20 protein-coding genes are annotated in these 18,068 nt (G+C 57.6%); 10 read left to right on the top strand and 10 right to left on the bottom strand.

Annotated elements, in window-relative coordinates; all coding sequences use genetic code 11:
• Positions 1-160: 160 nt before the first annotated feature.
• Positions 161-817: a glutathione S-transferase family protein gene (locus tag PNAP_RS13760; RefSeq protein ID WP_011802134.1), complete on the top strand. Its 657-nt coding sequence runs from the start codon at positions 161-163 to the stop codon at positions 815-817.
• Between the two features lie 15 nt (positions 818-832).
• On the opposite strand, the gene PNAP_RS13755 is transcribed toward PNAP_RS13760, so the two are convergent.
• The 3 genes from PNAP_RS13755 to PNAP_RS13745 all read right to left on the bottom strand — a co-directional run bounded on the left by PNAP_RS13755 (position 833) and on the right by PNAP_RS13745 (position 2,739).
• Positions 833-1,258, bottom strand: a complete 426-nt coding sequence (locus PNAP_RS13755) for a cupin domain-containing protein (RefSeq protein WP_011802133.1) — start codon at positions 1,256-1,258, stop codon at positions 833-835.
• 94 nt (positions 1,259-1,352) lie between these two features.
• On the bottom strand, positions 1,353-1,742 hold the full coding sequence (locus tag PNAP_RS13750; protein ID WP_011802132.1) for an ATP-binding domain-containing protein: 390 nt from the start codon (positions 1,740-1,742) through the stop codon (positions 1,353-1,355).
• A 61-nt stretch (positions 1,743-1,803) separates the two neighbouring features.
• On the bottom strand, positions 1,804-2,739 hold the full coding sequence (locus PNAP_RS13745) for an AAA family ATPase (RefSeq protein WP_041376711.1): 936 nt from the start codon (positions 2,737-2,739) through the stop codon (positions 1,804-1,806).
• 25 nt (positions 2,740-2,764) lie between these two features.
• On the opposite strand from PNAP_RS13745, the gene PNAP_RS13740 reads away from it, so the two are divergent.
• Positions 2,765-2,971 (top strand): hypothetical protein, encoded by a 207-nt coding sequence (locus tag PNAP_RS13740; protein WP_041376710.1) that lies wholly within the window; start codon positions 2,765-2,767, stop codon positions 2,969-2,971.
• Positions 2,972-2,982: 11 nt separating this feature from the next.
• On the opposite strand, the gene PNAP_RS13735 is transcribed toward PNAP_RS13740, so the two are convergent.
• The 6 genes from PNAP_RS13735 to PNAP_RS13715 form a co-directional block, all read right to left on the bottom strand.
• Complete coding sequence (locus PNAP_RS13735; RefSeq protein ID WP_011802130.1) at positions 2,983-4,632, bottom strand: GTPase; 1,650 nt, start codon at positions 4,630-4,632, stop codon at positions 2,983-2,985.
• Complete coding sequence (locus PNAP_RS13730; protein ID WP_198140637.1) at positions 4,629-6,485, bottom strand: P-loop NTPase family protein; 1,857 nt, start codon at positions 6,483-6,485, stop codon at positions 4,629-4,631. Before PNAP_RS13730 ends, PNAP_RS13735 begins: the two co-directional genes overlap by 4 nt.
• A complete protein-coding gene (locus PNAP_RS13725; RefSeq protein WP_041376708.1) occupies positions 6,442-6,996 on the bottom strand; it encodes a hypothetical protein in 555 nt (184 codons plus the stop codon). The genes PNAP_RS13730 and PNAP_RS13725 overlap by 44 nt, the downstream gene beginning before the upstream one ends.
• Positions 6,997-7,101: 105 nt before the next feature.
• Positions 7,102-7,962 (bottom strand): GTPase, encoded by an 861-nt coding sequence (locus tag PNAP_RS25035; protein WP_011802127.1) that lies wholly within the window; start codon positions 7,960-7,962, stop codon positions 7,102-7,104.
• A gap of 55 nt (positions 7,963-8,017) precedes the next feature.
• Entirely contained in the window at positions 8,018-8,422 is a 405-nt protein-coding gene (locus PNAP_RS25705; protein ID WP_157040289.1) for a YkgJ family cysteine cluster protein, read from the bottom strand.
• A 77-nt stretch (positions 8,423-8,499) separates the two neighbouring features.
• Positions 8,500-9,405, bottom strand: a complete 906-nt coding sequence (locus tag PNAP_RS13715) for a helix-turn-helix transcriptional regulator (RefSeq protein ID WP_011802125.1) — start codon at positions 9,403-9,405, stop codon at positions 8,500-8,502.
• 263 nt (positions 9,406-9,668) lie between these two features.
• Between PNAP_RS13715 and aroC the strand changes: the two genes are divergently transcribed.
• Both aroC and PNAP_RS13705 read left to right on the top strand, forming a co-directional pair.
• Positions 9,669-10,766, top strand: coding sequence for a chorismate synthase (gene aroC / locus PNAP_RS13710; protein ID WP_011802124.1), 1,098 nt, complete (start codon positions 9,669-9,671; stop codon positions 10,764-10,766).
• 104 nt (positions 10,767-10,870) lie between these two features.
• Positions 10,871-11,875, top strand: a complete 1,005-nt coding sequence (locus tag PNAP_RS13705; protein ID WP_011802123.1) for an SDR family oxidoreductase — start codon at positions 10,871-10,873, stop codon at positions 11,873-11,875.
• Between the two features lie 125 nt (positions 11,876-12,000).
• Here PNAP_RS13705 and PNAP_RS13700 read toward each other — a convergent pair whose 3' ends face one another.
• Positions 12,001-12,684, bottom strand: a complete 684-nt coding sequence (locus PNAP_RS13700; RefSeq protein WP_011802122.1) for an HAD family hydrolase — start codon at positions 12,682-12,684, stop codon at positions 12,001-12,003.
• A 78-nt stretch (positions 12,685-12,762) separates the two neighbouring features.
• On the opposite strand from PNAP_RS13700, the gene arfB reads away from it, so the two are divergent.
• The 6 genes from arfB (at position 12,763) to PNAP_RS13670 (ending at position 17,985) form a co-directional block, all read left to right on the top strand.
• Positions 12,763-13,167 carry an alternative ribosome rescue aminoacyl-tRNA hydrolase ArfB gene (arfB, locus tag PNAP_RS13695; RefSeq protein WP_011802121.1) on the top strand — a complete coding sequence of 135 codons (405 nt, stop codon included), beginning with the start codon at positions 12,763-12,765 and terminating at the stop codon, positions 13,165-13,167.
• 208 nt (positions 13,168-13,375) lie between these two features.
• Positions 13,376-13,846 carry a Spy/CpxP family protein refolding chaperone gene (locus PNAP_RS13690; protein ID WP_011802120.1) on the top strand — a complete coding sequence of 157 codons (471 nt, stop codon included), beginning with the start codon at positions 13,376-13,378 and terminating at the stop codon, positions 13,844-13,846.
• 98 nt (positions 13,847-13,944) lie between these two features.
• A complete protein-coding gene (locus PNAP_RS13685) occupies positions 13,945-14,640 on the top strand; it encodes a response regulator transcription factor (RefSeq protein WP_011802119.1) in 696 nt (231 codons plus the stop codon).
• Positions 14,637-15,986, top strand: coding sequence for a sensor histidine kinase (locus PNAP_RS13680; protein ID WP_011802118.1), 1,350 nt, complete (start codon positions 14,637-14,639; stop codon positions 15,984-15,986). The genes PNAP_RS13685 and PNAP_RS13680 overlap by 4 nt, the downstream gene beginning before the upstream one ends.
• Before the next feature lie 117 nt (positions 15,987-16,103).
• Positions 16,104-17,177: a type IV toxin-antitoxin system AbiEi family antitoxin gene (locus PNAP_RS13675; RefSeq protein WP_011802117.1), complete on the top strand. Its 1,074-nt coding sequence runs from the start codon at positions 16,104-16,106 to the stop codon at positions 17,175-17,177.
• Positions 17,140-17,985 carry a nucleotidyl transferase AbiEii/AbiGii toxin family protein gene (locus PNAP_RS13670; RefSeq protein ID WP_049763688.1) on the top strand — a complete coding sequence of 282 codons (846 nt, stop codon included), beginning with the start codon at positions 17,140-17,142 and terminating at the stop codon, positions 17,983-17,985. Before PNAP_RS13675 ends, PNAP_RS13670 begins: the two co-directional genes overlap by 38 nt.
• The last annotated feature ends 83 nt before the right edge of the window (positions 17,986-18,068 follow it).

Below are 18,068 nucleotides of genomic sequence, written 5' to 3'. Positions count from 1 at the left end.
GCAGGCATTTCATCACGGCGTTTTGCACCAATACCCTGCTTTTGCAGGCAAGTTACGGGCCAGTGCCGCCGCCGCCCCAGGCTGGTGCGTGGCAAGCAGCACCGGCTGGCACAACCTTTGCACAAGAATCTTGCCCCGTCTTGCCCCCAAGGAGTTCCCCATGACCAAAACCGTTTTGACCATCAGCAGTAAAAACTATGGCTCCTGGTCCCTGCGCGGCTGGTTGCTGGCCAGGCTGGCCGGACTGGAATTCACCGAAAAGGTGATTCCGCTCGATGATCCGGCGATGCGCGCCGAGATGCTGCTGCTGTCGTCGAGCATCTTGGTGCCTTCGCTGGAGCACAGCGGCGTGAAAGTCTGGGACACGCTGGCGATTGCCGAATACCTGCATGAAATCAAGCCCGAAGCGCAGTTGCTGCCGCCTGACATCAAGGCGCGGGCGCATTGCCGCGCCATCTGCGGCGAAATGCATTCCGGCTTTGCCTCCTTGCGGTCGTCGCTGCCGATGAACCTCAAGGCGCACTTTCCCGGCTTCAAGGTCTGGTCACGGGCGCAGGCCGACATCGACCGCGTGCTGGAGATCTGGAAAGAGTGCCTGGCCACTTACGGCGGCCCCTACCTGTTCGGCAAGCAGCCCTGCATGGCCGACGCCATGTACGCGCCGGTGGTCACGCGCTTTTTGACCTACGACGTGGCGATTGACAAAACCAGCGCCGCCTACTGCAAGCGCATCATGGCGCTGCCCGCCATGAAGGAATGGGTGGCCGAGGCCAAGGAAGAGCCCGAGGACATTGACGAGCTGGATGCGGAGTTCTGAAGCCCGGCCAGCGCTTCAGCTTTCCCACGGCGTGCAGGGCGGAATCTCGCACACCGGCGCCACGTCAATCGACTTGAAATCAGCCGGCGAGACGATTTCAAGGTATTCCATATCGGGCGAGTAATCGAACAGGTAGTGGCTGATACCGGGGCTCTGATGCACCACGTCGCCCGCTTCCACCAGCGTTTCCTTGTCGCCGTACATGAAGCGCGCCCAGCCCGTGATCATGATCACAATCTGAAAATCCGCTTCATGGCGGTGCCAGCCCGTGCCGTTTTCTGGTGCCATGTTGGCCCTGACAAGGTGCGCAATCACTTTTCCGTGGGTCGCTTCGGCGATGCCCAGGTCGCGGTACAAAAAGAAATCACGCAAGCCGCCCGGCAGATAGGGCGTATCGCCCGGTTTGACATGCGAAAATTTGGTCACGGTGAGGTCCGGCATGAAAAAGCTCCTGTTCAGTCACTGGCAACAAAAGAATGCTGCGCTGCACAAAGCATGAAGCGTTCCAGCGAGTGGCTCTGGCATGAAGTGCTTATCAAACGGCGATTAAATCAAGCCCCGCCTTTTCCAGTGCCAGAACATACAGCGCGCCTCGTGCCCGGCTGGCTCCGACGTAGAGCGTTTCGTGGTGTTTGCTGGCAGGGCCGTCGATGCCCGCCAAAATCGCCACATCAGCTTCCAGCCCCTTGAAACCCTGAATCGTGCCCACGCGAACATGGCCGGGCGGTGGATTGACCATCTCGGTTGTTACCGGAAATTCGTCCAGACCCGCCGCCCAACCCGATTGCGGATTGGTGTGCCGATAAGGCGCCAGAACGACGATGCGGTCTGGCGTCAGCGCCTCTTTTCGCAGCAGGTTGCGTAGCAGTTGCCGCAACTGGCCGGCCATCTCGGCAAAATTCTGGCTGACTTGAACGACTGGCAATTCCCCCGCCTCTACGCGATAAGTTGCAGGCAGCGAACACTGCCCCAACCGGGCTGCGAATTCACCAATGGCGCGGGTGTTGCGCAAATTGATATCCAGGCTCATCGGCGCAGCCTGAAAGGGTGGTTCCCAGCTTTCGCTTGTCTGATAAATCGACTGCCGGTGGTCGTAGAAACAATACCAGCTGAAATTCGGGTGGCCCAAGGCCTCCAAAGCTATCCACCAAGTGGGTGAAAAAATCCGCAGCCTCGTCCACGATCAGGGTGTCAAAGCGTGTGGTGCCTGCCTCGGCGGCAGAAAGTAGCAGGTCAGCTGAATCTTCCTTGAAAAACCGGGCGCGTGCCTCGCTGTTCTTTGGCACTTCATAGCCCAGGCCGGATGCAATGGCCGTGCGGCGCACCAGTTCGTGGAAAGGCAGCACGGTGATCCCCGGCACATCGGCCAGCGTTTCCGCCAAATGCTGCGCCAATAGCAGGTTGTAACAAGTGAGCAACACCGATTTGCCCAAGGCGGCATGTTCTCTGGCCAGCGCACAGGCCAGAACCGTCTTGCCGGAACCGGCGCCGCCTTCGACCAGCAAGCGAGATTGCGAGCGCAGCATTCGCAACACGGCAATCTGTTGTTCCGTGGCGCGATACAGCGCGTCAACCGCGTCATCGACCTTGTTGGCCAAGGGCACCAGCAGGTGGCAGTCGGGCGCCAACAGCTCCTTCAAGGCCTGTTGTTGCGCACGGGTCCACACCTGGGGCTCGGGCGCAGCTTCGCGGAACAGACGCAACAGGGCGAGTTCAGGTTCAGCCAGTGAAGATCGGTCCAACAAAAAAGCCCGTGACGGGGCTTCCATGCCTGGCAGCGCAGCGCGCCAGACCACATCAGGGAACCACGCCGCATGGGTGACCATGAGCGACTCCACCGTATCTTTGCCGAGCCGGTGGCGCAACTTCTCAACGAGCGCATAGCGATTGCGCCGCGCCTGCGAAAAAGGCGACTGCTTCATTGCCAGGCCGGAGGCGTAATACCAAATGCCATCGCGCACCTCGACCGCCCCGGCTTTGATCTCGAAAAATGATCAGGCCATGGTGTGGATGAAAGACAACCACATCGGCCTCGCCGACGTTTTCGCCATCGCGTTGCAGGTTGCGCCATTCGACTGTGGGGAAAAACTGCCAGGGTGGAGGGAGTTTGGCAAGCGAGTCGAAGACGCGGGATTCGGCGCGCTGGCCGACTAGAAGTTGAGAACTCACTTGCTCATTTCAGTTTCAAGCACGCGTTTGAACGCGCGCAATTCTTCTGCATCCGTGCTGACGGCGCGACTATCTCCAGTGAGTTGATTCCGAACTTCTCCAATCTGTTCAAACATTGGAGTGAAGGCTTGATCAAAGCAAGCGACGACAGCGGCTTCAGCATGTTCAACAAACGAGTAGGTAAACTGGCTTACACCATCCTCAATCGCCTGCGCCATGCGCCGCTCTTCTTCAAGCTGACGTTTTGTTTCTTTTTCTGCCTGGTAATACGCATGAATCGAAGAGCCAACAGCAATTAACCCGTCAACAATAGGGAAGCCGAATTTTCCGCCAACCTTCTTCCCCAAGGCTTTCATGGTTCCAGAGGCCAATTTATTCATTCCAACCGGGCCAACTCCTTTAAATAATTGCGGAAAAATTTCTTTACCAAACTTCAGGGCCGTGACAACGTCTTTCTTGGCAATTTGCTGTAAAGACCTACCAAGCACTGACTGGATACCAGAAAAATCAATCCGATTACTTGCCCCGCCCCGCTCGCTGATTGCTTTGATTTCGGCATCTGTATGAATCGACCCGGCATGAACTTGACCAAGTTCTAATTCATCAGAAATACTCGCCAGTTTGGATGAAAAAATCCTCAGCGAGTCCTCCATTGCCAAGCGAATGCCATCACTGTATTTTTGACTGATTTGCTGGTGTCCGGTTTCAATCTCAGCTTGATCTCTGGAATTTTCCAGTAATGAGCGAACATCACCCTTCATTTCTCTTGCCGTGCTGTGTACTTTTGCAAGCAGTTCTGTTTCCAGAAACTGTCGCTCACGCTCCAAGCGTGCTTGAACCTTGTCGATCTTTTGACTCCCAAGGCTTTGTGCTTTTTTCTCGGCGACCATCAGGGCTTCATCAACGAGTAGGGTCACTTCGCTGGCAAGGCTGCGAACAACGTCTCGCGCCTTGGTGTCATTCAGAAAAGCTAGCAACTTATGCTCAAATTTCTCCAATCCACTGTGCTGCAACAAGGTAGTCTTACCTTCAAGACGGCCTTTTAATGCCGATTTTGCATGTACCAACTCGATAGGGACCAACTCCAAAATTTTGTCAAGTCCTGTTCGCTTGGCTTGGACTTGCAAGTTTTCTCGAATTTTGTCCTTCAGTGCCAACATATCTACAGAGGCATCCATTAAACCGGTCTTATTGTTGATCACAACCATTACCCGGCGCCTGCGTTTCACCAAATCGACAATGACTTCAAAGGTACTCCGTTCTTCAGAAACACCGTGACTGCTCAATACAAAGATCACAATATCCGCTGCATCGAGTTGAGCTTCAGTTACCGCTTCATGCTCTTTCGGCGCATCGATACCCGGTGTATCCAGTAATTTAAAGTTACCCCAGGGATACGAGGTAACACGATCAGTTTCAGGTCGATCCGAGACGTTCGCTAACTCTGCGCCCACCAGAGCGTTAATCAGCGTACTTTTCCCCGCGTTATAGACGCCGTACACCATGATGACCGGCGTTGCATCGTTTCTTCTGCGTTTGATCAATTCAGTGAGTTTGTCCAGCTTCTCAGGTGGAACATAGCGCTCAAGAATCAGTTTATTGGCATCAAAGCCGCCGATGACGTGGTGAAATTCTGACATGCTCATTGCATGATCTCCTGTTGTACTGTGTGTTTGAATGCATCCAGTGCCACCTGACTATCAGCGACGAAAATCTCAAGCACTTGAAACATTGGGTAAAGATGGCCCGTAAAAGCCTGAGCAACCATTTTTTCCGATGCCGCGCTGTAAATCGCGTGTGCCGCCTTTTCTACGTCCTCAAGGTTGTCGCCTATGCGTTCTTGGTACTTTTCGACTCCAGCCATTGATCCTCCGATGTCGCTGCCAACTGCAGTTATGCCCGTAGCAGCGACAGCCCCCGCAGCTAAAGCGCCAACGGCAGCAACCCAGCCGACCGGATTCCACCAGTTATAAATCGCAACAGCTGCCGCAGCACCAGCAACACCACCAGCGCCACCACCCAAAGCACGACCTTTTCCTACATTAGAGATCGCAAACTCCTTGTACTTATCCTCAAAACCTGGCAAATCTCTAACGGCGCTTGCATCCATGAATTTATTCACTGCTCCGTCTATTCTTGAGAAAATAGCGGTTAGTTCTTCTTGCACGCGTTGCATTGCAATTTTTTCAAAACGCATATTCAAATAATTAGAAATTTTCTTGCTGTTCCCCCGGAATTTTTCGATAGCGAACAATATCTCCGCACCAATTGCGCGCTTCACGTCAGCAATTGCAAACATTTCTGCCTGCTGGAGCTGGCTTTTTTCGGACTTGATCATCGCTGCCAAGTTATTCAGGCGACTGCACAATACATCTTGTGAGGACTGAAGTTGCTTCCCAAACACGCGGAGGTTGACCATCGGCGCTTCCAGTTTCATCTTAACGCCATTGCCGCGTGCAATCTCTGAGAGCATGTCAAAGAAAGCAGAAAGCCCGCTGTCAGAAAACTTGACAAGATCATCGCCATTTTCTTCCGCAAATTTTACCGATATAGGTAGTACCTTAGAAACGATACGGTTTGAATGTTTTATGATTTCGAGTTCTTTTTCGACGTATTCAATTTGCGATTGCCGATCTTTCGGCTGCTTCATCACCAGCATTTTGATTAATTCGCCATTTTCATCTTCATCTTCTGCTGTCAAGTCGGAGCCTGTTAACAATACAAGAAGATGCTTTCCATCATCTACAAGATCTCGTATGACTTCAATATCAGAGGCTCTGCCGGGTGACTGGGATTGCATGGCAAATACAACAAGGTCAGCACTTTTCACGTAATCGCGGGCCAAGGTGCCATTGATATCGTCATGCATCGAATGAATGCCCGGTGAATCTACCCAAGTGAGGCCTGGCAGGGAAAAACTCTGAATTGAACTCGTAGTTTCTAACGCCCCCACTTTGAAAATGTGGTTTGTAGCTGCCTCATTTTTTTCATCTCCTCCGGCAACCCCGCTTTGCGCATGCACATCAAACTTTGGATGTGGCTGCGGCATAGCGCGAACCAGTTGCGACGTTGGATCAGATTGGCCCCATGCAATATAGTTACCCAGAGAACTCTTTCCTGACTTTACTTTTCCGTAAACAAATACGAGTAAAGAATCGCCGCACTTCGCCCGAAATTCAGTACCTCGCGCATAACCTTTTACGCCCTTACCCCACTCGAGAACACTTTCATTCAACGCCGCAACGTATGCTGTCAAGCATTGATTAAGCGGATTTTCCGAATTAAAATCCGTAGAGAGAGCTTTTTTAGAAGCCGCTTTGAGTCGTTTTTTCAACTCATCGAGCGAACTTATAAAATTATTTTCTTTCTGCGCAATATTCTGCTTGGCTGCAGCGAAGCGCGATTCTACGGATGCAAATGTTTGCAGAAGGTCGGATCGGGTTGTGGTGTGTGTTTTATGCATTACCATTCTCATTAATTGTTTCAATACGTCGTTCAATTCTTTCCAACGCTGTAATTTCATTTTCCAAGGTAATAATGTGTGCCAGGTCAGTCAATAAAGCCTCGCTGGCAGCTAGCTTCTCAAAATAACCCATTGACTCCAACTTCCCCAACCTTTGTAAAACTTTATCGTCTGCCTTAAATCCCAGTAATTTCACTGATTTTGAAAATGGTGACCGAGGAGCCCTGATCGTGTTGCCCGCAAAGTTGCGGATGCCATCAAAATCAAAGGCCAGATTACCCTCTTTGCGTATTATCGGTTCCAGACTGTCCAAGGCCTGCTGAAGACTGATTGTCGCTTCCGCCCTAATACGGCCACGCTCGGAGGCTTTTCTGCTCGCCCGCTCCTTTTGTAGTGTTTGTTCCTTCTCCAGTGCAATAAGCCGTTTCGCTTCCTCCTCAGCACTCTGCTTAGCCTTGTCAGCGTCGTCTGAAGCAGAGACTGCAGCAGCACCAATAACAGTCGCAGCAAGAGCACCCAACCCCCAAAGTAAAATTGGAATCGGCATCAAATTTCCCCTTTTTTCTGTGAATCTTCAAATGTTTGTGGTTGATTCATGGAACTTCTTAAAGTCCGAGTAATCATGGAATTCACCCATTGTGGGTTCTTTTAATTAAATTTTGTCGTAGGCAGCGAGTCGTACATCAAGGTCTTGATGCAGTCGCTCCATGCGTTTGCTGAAAGAGCCAAGATTCTTTAAGTGGGGCGCGCGGATTTGGTTTATCTTCTCACGACGCTCACGAGTAGCGTTCTGCAATGCGCCCATGAATTGTTTGCGATTTTTTTCCAAGCGGGCTGAGCGTGCAGCAAGCAAAATCGGCCCAAGCTTGTCGTGCATAACATTGATGTGCGCTTTTAGTATGGGGATGTTGCTAGCCTCCCGCAGCCGCGATTTCCCCTCAAGTTGCCCCTTCTTGTAACTGGTGTTGGATACCCAAAAATATTTGGGCTCGATTCCAATAACACTTTTACACTGACTGATCACTTTTGCAGCCAGATCGTCCTGAATTTCTTTGTAGGCTTCAAAATGTGTAAATACCAGCACGAGTCTTTTTCCTAAATCCTTAGAGGAAATCAGTACAAGCTTCTTAAGGAATTCCAACTCTTGCATCTGAAGTTCACCTTGAGGGTGATGAACCATCAATAAAATATCGGCTTTCGCGATACCTTCAAAAGCTTCCTTGTCGTCATCCACTTTCGCATCAATACCGGGCGTGTCCATGAATACAAAATCATTGGTGACGAATGATTGATTACGTATAGTTTCCCGTATAATGCCCGATTTGAAAAATTCGGTATCGAGGTGATCCGTCAACATGTTGAGTAACGTACTCTTCCCTGCTTTTAGTAATCCGCAGGCTGCAACACAAATTTTCTGCTGCTGGCTATTGATAGCTTTTGACCAAGCGTCTAGTTGGATGCTGAGATTAGGGTCTATGCATTTCAAGTCTTCAAAAAGTTTTTTTTCTATCATTTTTTCTCTATCTGATCAATGTTTTCAAACTCCGGGCCGATCTAATTAATTCCCATCAATTAAGTGAATAATCTTTCTCTAAAATAATAATTCGCTTGGATAGGGGGAGCCCATGCTCTGATTGCAGGGTATTGCAAACTTCTGCATTCGCTTTGTGGTAATTCGCTAAACTAATTTTTTGTGAAAAATATTTGTAGGCGCTGTCAATTCGACAAATTTCTGGTCGATTTTCATAAATTTCACACAAGTTGGTGTCCATATTTAAATAGCGGCATGCGCCATCACCACGATTCAACCATTTAGTTTGATTGCTTCTATCAACATGACTGCAGCAGAGACCACATTTGGTGCATGGAAATTTCATGGCCGGCTTTTTATTTCTGAATAAACGAGTGTTACTTTGATGAATCAGGCATCCACTTACATCGAAAACACCAGCACCTGTAAAAAACCACAACATGCTTGGCTTCCTGCTGGGACGTAACTAATTCCTGCTGCATAGCGTTGGCCATTTTTTGCATTCATGATTCGGTGCGATCAGTGCGCCAGATACCCCTGAATCTCCCGCTCCATCTCCGCCTGCAAGCCCTCCGGGCTGATGATGCGAATATGCGGAATCCAGTAGCGAACAATCGGCAAGACCTGATTCGGGTGCCCGACCTTGGCGGACACAATCAGCCCGCCGTCTTCCAGCTCTTTTTCAATCACCTGATTGGCAATCAGCTTGCGGCGCTTGAAGTAGCTGGCCACCTCGTTGGCAATCTTGAGCACGATTTCTTTCTTGTTGCCGCTCAGCCAGATGCCGTCTTCCTCAAGCAGCGTTTTGTCAACGCTCGGGTCTGGCAAAAAAATGGCGTTCAACAACACCAGCCGTTCGATCCTGGCAAACGAAAAGGTCTTGAGCTTGCCGCCGTCCTTGGCCGCGAGATACCAAATGCCCTTGTGGTTCATCAGCTTGTAAGGCTCGACATCCGCATAGAGTTTGATGCCCTCGTCTTTGCGGTACTCAAAAGCAATGCTGCGCCGGGTAACGATGGCTTGCTCCAGTTGCCGAAAGTTGGCTTCCTTGCCTGCCAGGTGTTCATAGTTGTGGCCTTTGACCAGCAGCGATGCCTGGATGCCCGTGTCAAAAATATCGCGCAAAAAGTCGTCGGACAGCGAAGGGAACAGGCCGCGCACACCCGCCAGACTGGCAAAGCGTTCCACATCGCGGGTGCTGAGCTTGCCTAGAAACGTGGGATGCAGGTGATACAGGCCATCGGTCTTTTCCAGCGGCAGGTAGGCAAAGCGTTCGTTCAGGTCGCGCTGGATGGTGCGCAGGTTGACACTGAATTCATCGGCAAGCGCCTGCGGGTCGAGCTTTTCGCCCTGGTTGAGTTTGACCAGGATGAGCGCAAGGCGGTAAACCAAGGTGTCGTGATGGGCGGCTGTCAGATTGGGCATTTTGGGTGGCTTTGAAAAGTTGAATTCAAGGCTAACCGACAGGGGCGACAGGTGATGTCGTTTCAAAAATGGCCCAAAAAAATTGTCTTGGGAGGCGTCCACAAGGATTTTTTGTAATTAGTGTAACTATGAATGGATAGGCGTTATGCCTGAACGTCGGCTAACGCTGCGACGCAACCCATCAGCAATGCACGTTGAGTGCCGGATAGGGAGGCGTGGCCTTTGTTCTGGGCCACACAAAATCGTCTGGGATAATCCCCGCCATGAGCGGCAATACCTTTGGAAATCTCTTCGCAGTCACCAACTTTGGTGAATCCCACGGTCCGGCCATTGGCTGCGTGATTGACGGCTGCCCGCCGGGCATGGCGCTGTCAGAGGCCGATATCCAGGGCGACCTGGACCGGCGCCGGCCGGGCACCAGCCGCCACGTCACGCAGCGCAACGAGCCCGACGCGGTCGAAATCCTGTCCGGGGTCTATGAAGGCAAGACCACCGGCACGCCGATCTGCCTCTTGATCAAGAACACCGACCAGCGCAGCAAGGACTACGGCAACATCCTCGATACCTTCCGGCCCGGCCATGCCGACTACACCTATCTGCACAAGTACGGCCTGCGCGACCCGCGCGGCGGCGGCAGGTCGTCGGCCCGGCTGACGGCACCCATGGTGGCGGCCGGCGCGGTGGCCAAGAAGTGGCTGTTTGAGAAATACGGCACGACGTTTCGCGGCTGCATGGCGCAGATCGGCGAGGCCATGATTCCGTTCGAGTCCTGGGAGCATGTGGCCAACAACCCATTTTTCGCCCCGGTGGCCGACGTGTCAAACCTTGAAAACTACATGGACGCGCTGCGCAAGGCGGGCGACTCGTGCGGCGCGCGCATCCGCGTGGTAGCCTCTGGCGTGCCGGTCGGCCTGGGCGAGCCGCTGTTCGACAAGCTGGATGCCGACATCGCCTTTGCCATGATGGGCATCAACGCCGTCAAGGGCGTGGAAATCGGCGCCGGCTTTGCCAGCGTGACGCAGCGCGGCACCACGCACGGCGATTCGCTGTCGCCCGAAGGTTTCATGTCGAACAATGCCGGCGGCGTGCTTGGCGGCATCAGCACCGGGCAGGACCTGGAAGTGTCGATTGCCATCAAGCCGACCAGCTCCATCATCACGCCGCGCCAGTCGATTGACACGGCCGGCAACCCGGCCGAGGTGGTGACCAAGGGCCGGCACGACCCCTGCGTCGGCATTCGCGCCACGCCGATTGCCGAAGCCATGCTGGCGCTGGTCGTCATGGAACACGCCCTGCGCCAGCGCGCGCAATGCGGCGATGTGAAGGTCAGCACGCCGGACATCATGCGCAGCCGGGGCTGAAGCGTCCACGCTGGCAAGGCTGGGTTCGAGGCGGGGAGTCCTCCTACATTCCGGGAAAAATCAAGGCCGTAGATTCAGGTTTTTGATCCTTTCTGGAGGGCTTCATGGCAGAGACTTCACCACGGGCATCGCCCCAAGACAGCGCCGAATCGGTGGTTGACAAGCAGCGCGGCATCCAGCGGCAGCAAGACGACAAGGACGCTGAAAAATCCGGCGGCGGGCAGCCCAAAAAGCAAGCCGTCCAGGTCGGCGTGGCCGAGCAGCCCGCGCCGCCCATGCCCGCGCAGCACCTCGAAAAACCGGGCCTGGAGGCCGACATGGACTTGCAGCCCAGGTTCATGGCACCGGGCTACAAGGGCAGCGGCAAGCTCGAAGGGCTGACCGCGCTGGTCACCGGCGGCGACTCGGGCATTGGCCGCGCGGTGGCGGTGCTGTTTGCGCGCGAAGGCGCCGACGTGGCGATTTTTTACCTGAACGAACATGCCGATGCCGAGGAAACGAAGCGCTGCGTCGAGGCCGAGGGCCGGCGCTGCCTGCTGATGTCCGGCGACGTGAAGGACGCAGCCTTCTGCCGCAAGGTCGTCGAGAAAACCGTCAGGGAACTCGGCAAGCTCGACATCCTGGTGAACAACGCGGCCTTCCAGGAGCATGCCGACTCGCTCGAAGACCTGACCGAGGAGCGCTTCGACGAAACCCTGCGCACCAACATCTACGGCTACTTCCACATGGCCAAGGCCGCGCTGCCGCACCTCAAGCGCGGCGCGTGCATCATCAACACCGGCTCGGTCACGGGGCTCGAAGGCAGCGCCAAGCTGCTCGACTACTCGGCCACCAAGGGCGCGATCCATGCGTTCACCAAGTCGCTGGCCAGCAACCTGATCGACAAGGGGATTCGCGTCAATGGGGTAGCGCCCGGCCCGGTCTGGACACCGCTGAATCCGGCCGACAAGACGCCCGAGGCGATCCGCAAATTCGGCGCCGACACCGACATGAAGCGCCCGGCGCAACCCGAAGAGCTGTCGCCGGCCTATGTGTTCCTGGCTTCGCCGGTGTGCGCGAGCTATATCACCGGCATCGTGCTGCCGGTGACGGGGAGTGTTGGCGCCTGACCTTGCCGGGCATGATTTGGCGATGAAAAATGCCATTTGCGCAATGTGGATAAGCGCTGGCAGCTATGAAATAAATAGCGTTCCGGTATGTGGCGCAGGCCGGTTTTGTGGCCAGCGACAAGCGCTTAAACAGCGCTGTTCAAGCTAAATGCAGCATGTAGGTCGGCCAGGCCGCCGATCTGCACGACTTGCGCGGCCACGTCGGCGGGAACGGTTTCGGGCTCGCACATCGAATACACGCGCATGCCCGCTGCCAGCCCGGCGGCGATGCCCGGCAGGCTGTCTTCGACCACCACGCAGCCGCCCGCTTCAACGCCCATTTCGCGCGCGGCGTGAAAAAACAGCTCGGGCGACGGCTTCCAGTGGCCCACTTCGTAGGCGCTGAACACATGCTTTTCAAAATAGCCCTGCAGGCCCGACAGGCCCAGCGTCAGTTCCATCTTGTCCTGCGGCCCGTTGGACGCGATGCAGTAGGGCACCCCGGCCCGGCGCAACGCTTGCAGCAACTCCGGCGCGCCGGGCATGGCCGTGATGCCGGTGCGGAACTTGTCGGCCATGGCCAGGCGCACCGTGGCCATGAACCCGGCGGGCGCGGGCCGCCCGGTATGGGCTTCGATCATCTCGATGCACAGCGCCATTTGCCGGCCCCGAAAGCCGTCCAGCGCCTGCGCCAGGGGCAGCGAATAACCGAGCTTGCAGGCTTCTTCGTACAGCGCGGTCATGCCGCTGGTTTCGCTGTCAACCAGCGTTCCGTCGCAATCGAAGATCACGGCTTTGAAATGGGTGGGCGCAGGGTGTGATGAGGTCATGCGCCGATTGTCTATGCTTTGCCGCCATCGCCGATAATTGCCGTTTACCCGCTGAACCCCTTTGACGGGCATTGAGCCATGCTGAAATTTTTAGTGGACGAGCGCGAAGTCGAGCTCAGCGCCATCCGGGCGCAAGGCGCGGGCGGGCAAAACGTGAACAAGGTGTCGAGCGCGGTGCATCTGCGCTTTGACATCGCGGCCTCGTCGCTGCCTGACGAGATCAAGGAGCGCCTGCTGTGCCTGAGCGACAGCCGCATCACCCAGGAAGGCGTACTGGTGCTCAAGGCACAGCAGCACCGCACCCAGGAGATGAACCGGGCCGATGCGCTGGCCCGCCTGCAGCAGGTCATCGACGGCGTGTCCAATCCGCCCAAGCCCCGGCGCGCGACCAAACCCAGCTATGGTTCGAAGCAGCGCCGGCTGGAAAGCAAGAGCCAGCGCTCGGCCACCAAGGAGCTGCGCGGCAAGGTGAACAAGGATTAAGGCGTTTAAAAATAGCTATTTATTTGATAGCTGTCTGCGCTTGTCCACCCTGCGCAAAAGCCTTATTTGATTCAAAAAGTGCTGGCGGCCGCCGGGCAGCATTGATATAAAACGAAACAAACCGATACCGCCGCGAGATGACCGGACGGCTTTCACCCGGCACCATGACAGCCTTGTTCAACTGCTTCTTTGAAGAAGGAAACCCGTCATGAAACCCTGGATCAAACGCACCCTGTTCGGCCTTTTTGGCGCTTCGCTGGTGATCGGCGGCCTGACGGCCTGCGCCAGCCGCCACCACGGATACGACGCCGGCATGAGCGCCGAGCAATCGGCGCAGATGCGCGAAAAGATGATCGACCGCATGGCCGGCAAGCTCGACCTCAACGCCGACCAGAAAAAGCGCCTGTCCACCTTGGGCGACAAGCTGCATGCGCAGCGCCTCGCGCTGATGGGCCAGGGCAATGACCCGCGCGCCGAGATCAAGGCGCTGGTGGCGGGCGACAAGTTCGACGCCGAACGCGCCCAGGCGCTCGTCAACCAGAAGGCCACGGCCCTGCAGGCCGGCAGCCCCGAGGTCATTGCCGCGCTGGCCGACTTCTACAACAGCCTGAACCCGGCCCAGCAGCAAAAGGTGCGCGAATTCATGGAACGCCGTGGCCGCTGGTCGCATCGCGGCTAGGGGCGGGTGAGCCATGGCTCCGCGCACGTTGCTGGCGCCGATCAGCAGCACCTTCGCCGCTTGATATTGCGCCACCGCCGCCGGTGGGAAAATGCCGCATGCACCGCATCCTTCTGATCGACGACGACGCGCAACTCGGCGGGCCGCTGGCGGCCTACTTTGCGCGCTTTGACATGCAGCTGGTGTGCGCGCTGCGCCCCGGCGCCGGGCTTGAGCTGATCCGCCAGGGCGGCCTGGACGCCGCCATCCTGGACGTGATGCTGCCCGAGATGGACGGCTTTGCGCTGTGCCGCCTGATCCGCAAGGAAAGCGACATCCCGGTCATCATGCTCACCGCCCGGGGCGAGGTGATGGACCGGGTCGTCGGGCTGGAGCTGGGCGCCGACGACTACGTGCCCAAGCCTTTCGAGCCGCGCGAACTGGTGGCGCGCGTGCAGACCGTGCTGCGCCGCCGCGTCGCCCCGCCTGCCGCCATCACCCCGCCGGATACCGCCCGCCTGGTGTTCGATGGCCTGGTGCTGGACCCGGTCACGCGCACCGTGCAGCGCCAGGGCGAGCTGCTGGAGCTGACCAGCACCGAATTCGACCTGCTGCACCTGCTGGCGCGGGAAGCGGGCAGGGTCTTCAGCCGCGACGACATCTTGAGTCGCCTGCGCGGCCACGAGGCCGAGCTGTACACCCGCGCGGTGGACATCGTGGTCAGCCGCCTGCGCAAGAAGCTCGAACCGCTGGACTGCATCAAGACCCTGCGCAACGCGGGCTATTCGCTCGCGCTGGGCCGCCGCCCGGCATGAGCACCGAGCGCTTGCGGCAACGTCCGCGCTGGCACCGCCGCGCCCGGCATGCACTCGCGCATTCGCTGCGCGTGCGGCTGATGACGCTGTTCCTGCTGCTGGCGCTGGTGATGGCCGGAACGTTTCTGCTGGGCATGCAGTACGCGCTGTCCATCGGCTGGCGCGACGCCGCGCGTCCGCTGGTCGTCGATTACGTGGACCGGCTGGCCGCTGACATCGGCAGCCCGCCCAGCCAGGAGCGCGCCACGGCGCTGATTCAACGCCTGCCCTTGAGCGTTCGCATCAGCGGCCCGGCGGTCAACTGGCGCAGCCACCCGGATGCGCCCGACTTTCAGCACGGCAAGAATTTCGGCAGGCGCTGGAATGAAGATGAGCTTCGCTTCTTCGAGCGCAGCACGGCGGACGGCCACAAGATCGTGTTCGGCGTGGACGTGAAGGCCTGGCACGACCGCCCGCGCTTCGTCGGCTGGGCTACGCTGGCTGCGCTCTTGCTGCTGACCGCGCTGGCCTATGCCCGCGTGCGCCGCCTGCTGCGCCCGCTGGACGACATCCGCGCCGGCGCGCTGCGCTTCGGCGCGGGCGACTTCGACCAGCCGATTGCCTTGCGCTGCCCGCAAAAACCCGATGAGCTGGGCGAGCTGGCCGCCACCATCAACACCATGGGCGCCGACATCCGGCAGATGCTCGACGCCAAGCGCGGCCTGCTGCTGGCCATCAGCCACGAGCTGCGCAGCCCGCTGACCCGCGCGCGGCTCAACACCGAGTTGCTGCCCGAAACCGCCGAGGTGCAGCCCGCCCGCGACGCCTTGCTGCGCGACCTGGCGCTGATGCGCGACCTGGTCACCGGCCTGCTGGAGAGCGAACGCCTGGCCAGCCGCCACGCCGCGCTGCAGCTGGAGCCGACTGACCTTGGCAGCCTGGTGAAAGAAGTGATTCACGGGATGAGCGCCAGCAACCCCGCCGCGCAGCGCGTCACGGTCAGCGCTTCGGCTGATGTGCCGCTCCAGATGCTGGACAGCACCCGCATGCGCCTGCTGGTGCGCAACCTGCTCGACAACGCACTGCGCCACAGTGTCGAGTCAAGCCGGCCGCCTGAAGTCAGTGTCAGCGCGCAAGGGCAGGGGCTGCGGCTCGCCGTTCGCGACCACGGCCCCGGCGTTGAAGAGGCCGCGCTGGCGCATCTGGCCGAACCCTTTTACCGGCCCGACAGCGCCCGCACCCGCGCCACGGGCGGCGTGGGCCTGGGGCTGTATCTGTGCCGGCTGGTGGCGCAGGCGCATGGCGGCAGCCTTGTTGTGCGCAACACGCATCCGGGGCTGGAAGTGCGGGTGCTTCTGCCGGGCTGAAAGATTCTGCCGGCAGGCTTGGCAGTTGACGAAATTTGTTCATTTTTTGAATATGTTCTTCTTTTATGAACAGTGATAAATATTGAACAAGAAGTGGATTCTGTTCATAATCTGGCCATGTACGCAAACCATGAATCCATCAATGAAGCCGGCCTGATCGAGCGTGCCGCCACCGCTTTGCAGCAGTTGGGGCTTGACGCGCGCATTCTTCAGCCGCTGAAAGATATGTCCCCATCCTGGGGAGATGGCTGTCTGCGCGTGGGCAAGGGCGATGCGCAGATGACTTATACGGTGGAAGTCAAGCGCATGCTCACGCCAGCCACATTGGGAGCTGCCACCGCGCAGATGCGTCATGCCGCCGAAATGACCGGCCTGCCGGGCTTGCTGGTCACGGACTGCTTTTCGACGCCCATGGCCGAGAAACTGCGCGGGCAAAAGCAGCCGTTTGCCGATGCCGCAGGCAATGCTTACCTGGAAAACCCGGGCTTGCTGGTGTATGTCACCGGACGCAAGCTGAAGGACAAGCCGGTGGCCGCCACGGTGGGAAAAGCTTTCGCCAACGCCGGGCTGAAAGTGCAGTTCGCCTTGATCTGCAACCCGGCGCTGGCTGTGGCGCCGTACCGTGCCATTGCAGCGGTGGCCGGCGTGGCGCTGGGCGCGATTCCGGCCGTGCTGGCCGATTTGCAGCAGGCCGGTCACTTGCTGGTGCAAGGCAAACAGCGCCGCCTGAACACCACCCGGCGTTTTCTGGATGCGTGGGCGCTGGACTACGCACGCCGGCTGCGCCCCAAAACCCTGCAGGCTATCTACGCCACCCCCAGCTTTGATGCATGGGAAGACTGGGAAATCGAGCCGGCCCAGGCGCTGTGGGGGGGCGAGGCGGCCGCCCGGCTGCTGGTACAGCATCTGCGGCCGGGCGTACTCACGCTGTATGCCGAAAAGATGCCCGCCCGACTCCTGGTGGAGCAGCGCATGCAGCGCGTGATCAACGCCAGCGCAACGCTGGCTGACGGCCGCGTGGTCGAGTTGCGCAAGCCGTTCTGGGGGACATTGCCCGCCGACGGGCAGCCCGGCATCGTGCCGCCGGCACTGGTCTATGCCGATCTGCTGGCCACGGGCGACAGCCGGTGCCTTGAAACTGCAGAAATGATTTATGACCGCTGCCTTGCTCGACTTTTCCCTGCGGCCTGAACTGGCGCTGCATGCCCGTGTGGTGGCCGATGTCGAGGCGGTGGCGGCCCCGATGGGCATAGCCATCGTCATCACGGGCGCTTTTGCCCGCGACCTGCACTTGCTGTACGGCTACGGCATCGACATGCAGCGCAAAACCGAAGACATCGACTTCGGCCTGGCCGTTCCTGATTGGGCCGCCTTTGTCGCGCTGAAGGAGCGCTTGACCGCCAGCGGCGCCTTTCAAGCCTCGGCGACGGTTGCGCACCGGCTGCGGCACCAAAATGGTTTGCCGGTTGATCTGGTTCCGTTTGGCAGTATCGAGACGCGTGATCGGACCATTGCCTGGCCGCCGCGTGGCGATGTGGTCATGGATGTGTTTGGTTTTCGCGAAGCGCTTGCCACGGCACACCCCATCGTGTTGCCCGGCAACGTGCAGTCCAGGGTGGTGTCCCTGCCCGGACTTGCGCTGCTCAAGATCGTCTGCTGGCAAGACCGGCATTACCGTTCCCCGCGCAAAGACGCACACGATCTTCAATTGATCCTGCGCCACTACCTGAGCGCGCCCAACGAAGCCCGGCTCTGGGAAGAGTTCCTGGACTGGACGCTAGGCGATGACTTCGAGTACGAGTTGGCCGGCCCGCGCATGCTGGGGTACGACATGCGTGCACTCCTCGACGAGCCCGGCCGCGACCTTGTTGCTGCGCTGCTGTGGGCGCAGGCTGATCCGATGCAGCCCGGTGTTTTGCCCAGCGAGATGAATGCCGCAGAACCGGAGCGGGCCTGCGCATGGCTGGGCGCGCTGTTGCGCGGCTTGCTAGACATCTGATGACCGATGAACAGGATGGATCTCTCGTTCGGAAATGCTGAAAGGATGGGCTGGAGTTGCCTGTTCGCAAGGGTGAAGTTTGC

The sequence above is a fragment of the Polaromonas naphthalenivorans CJ2 genome, from assembly GCF_000015505.1.
In the GTDB taxonomy this organism is placed as follows: Bacteria; Pseudomonadota; Gammaproteobacteria; order Burkholderiales; family Burkholderiaceae_C; genus Polaromonas; species Polaromonas naphthalenivorans.
This window is presented reverse-complemented; position numbering and strand designations above follow the sequence as displayed.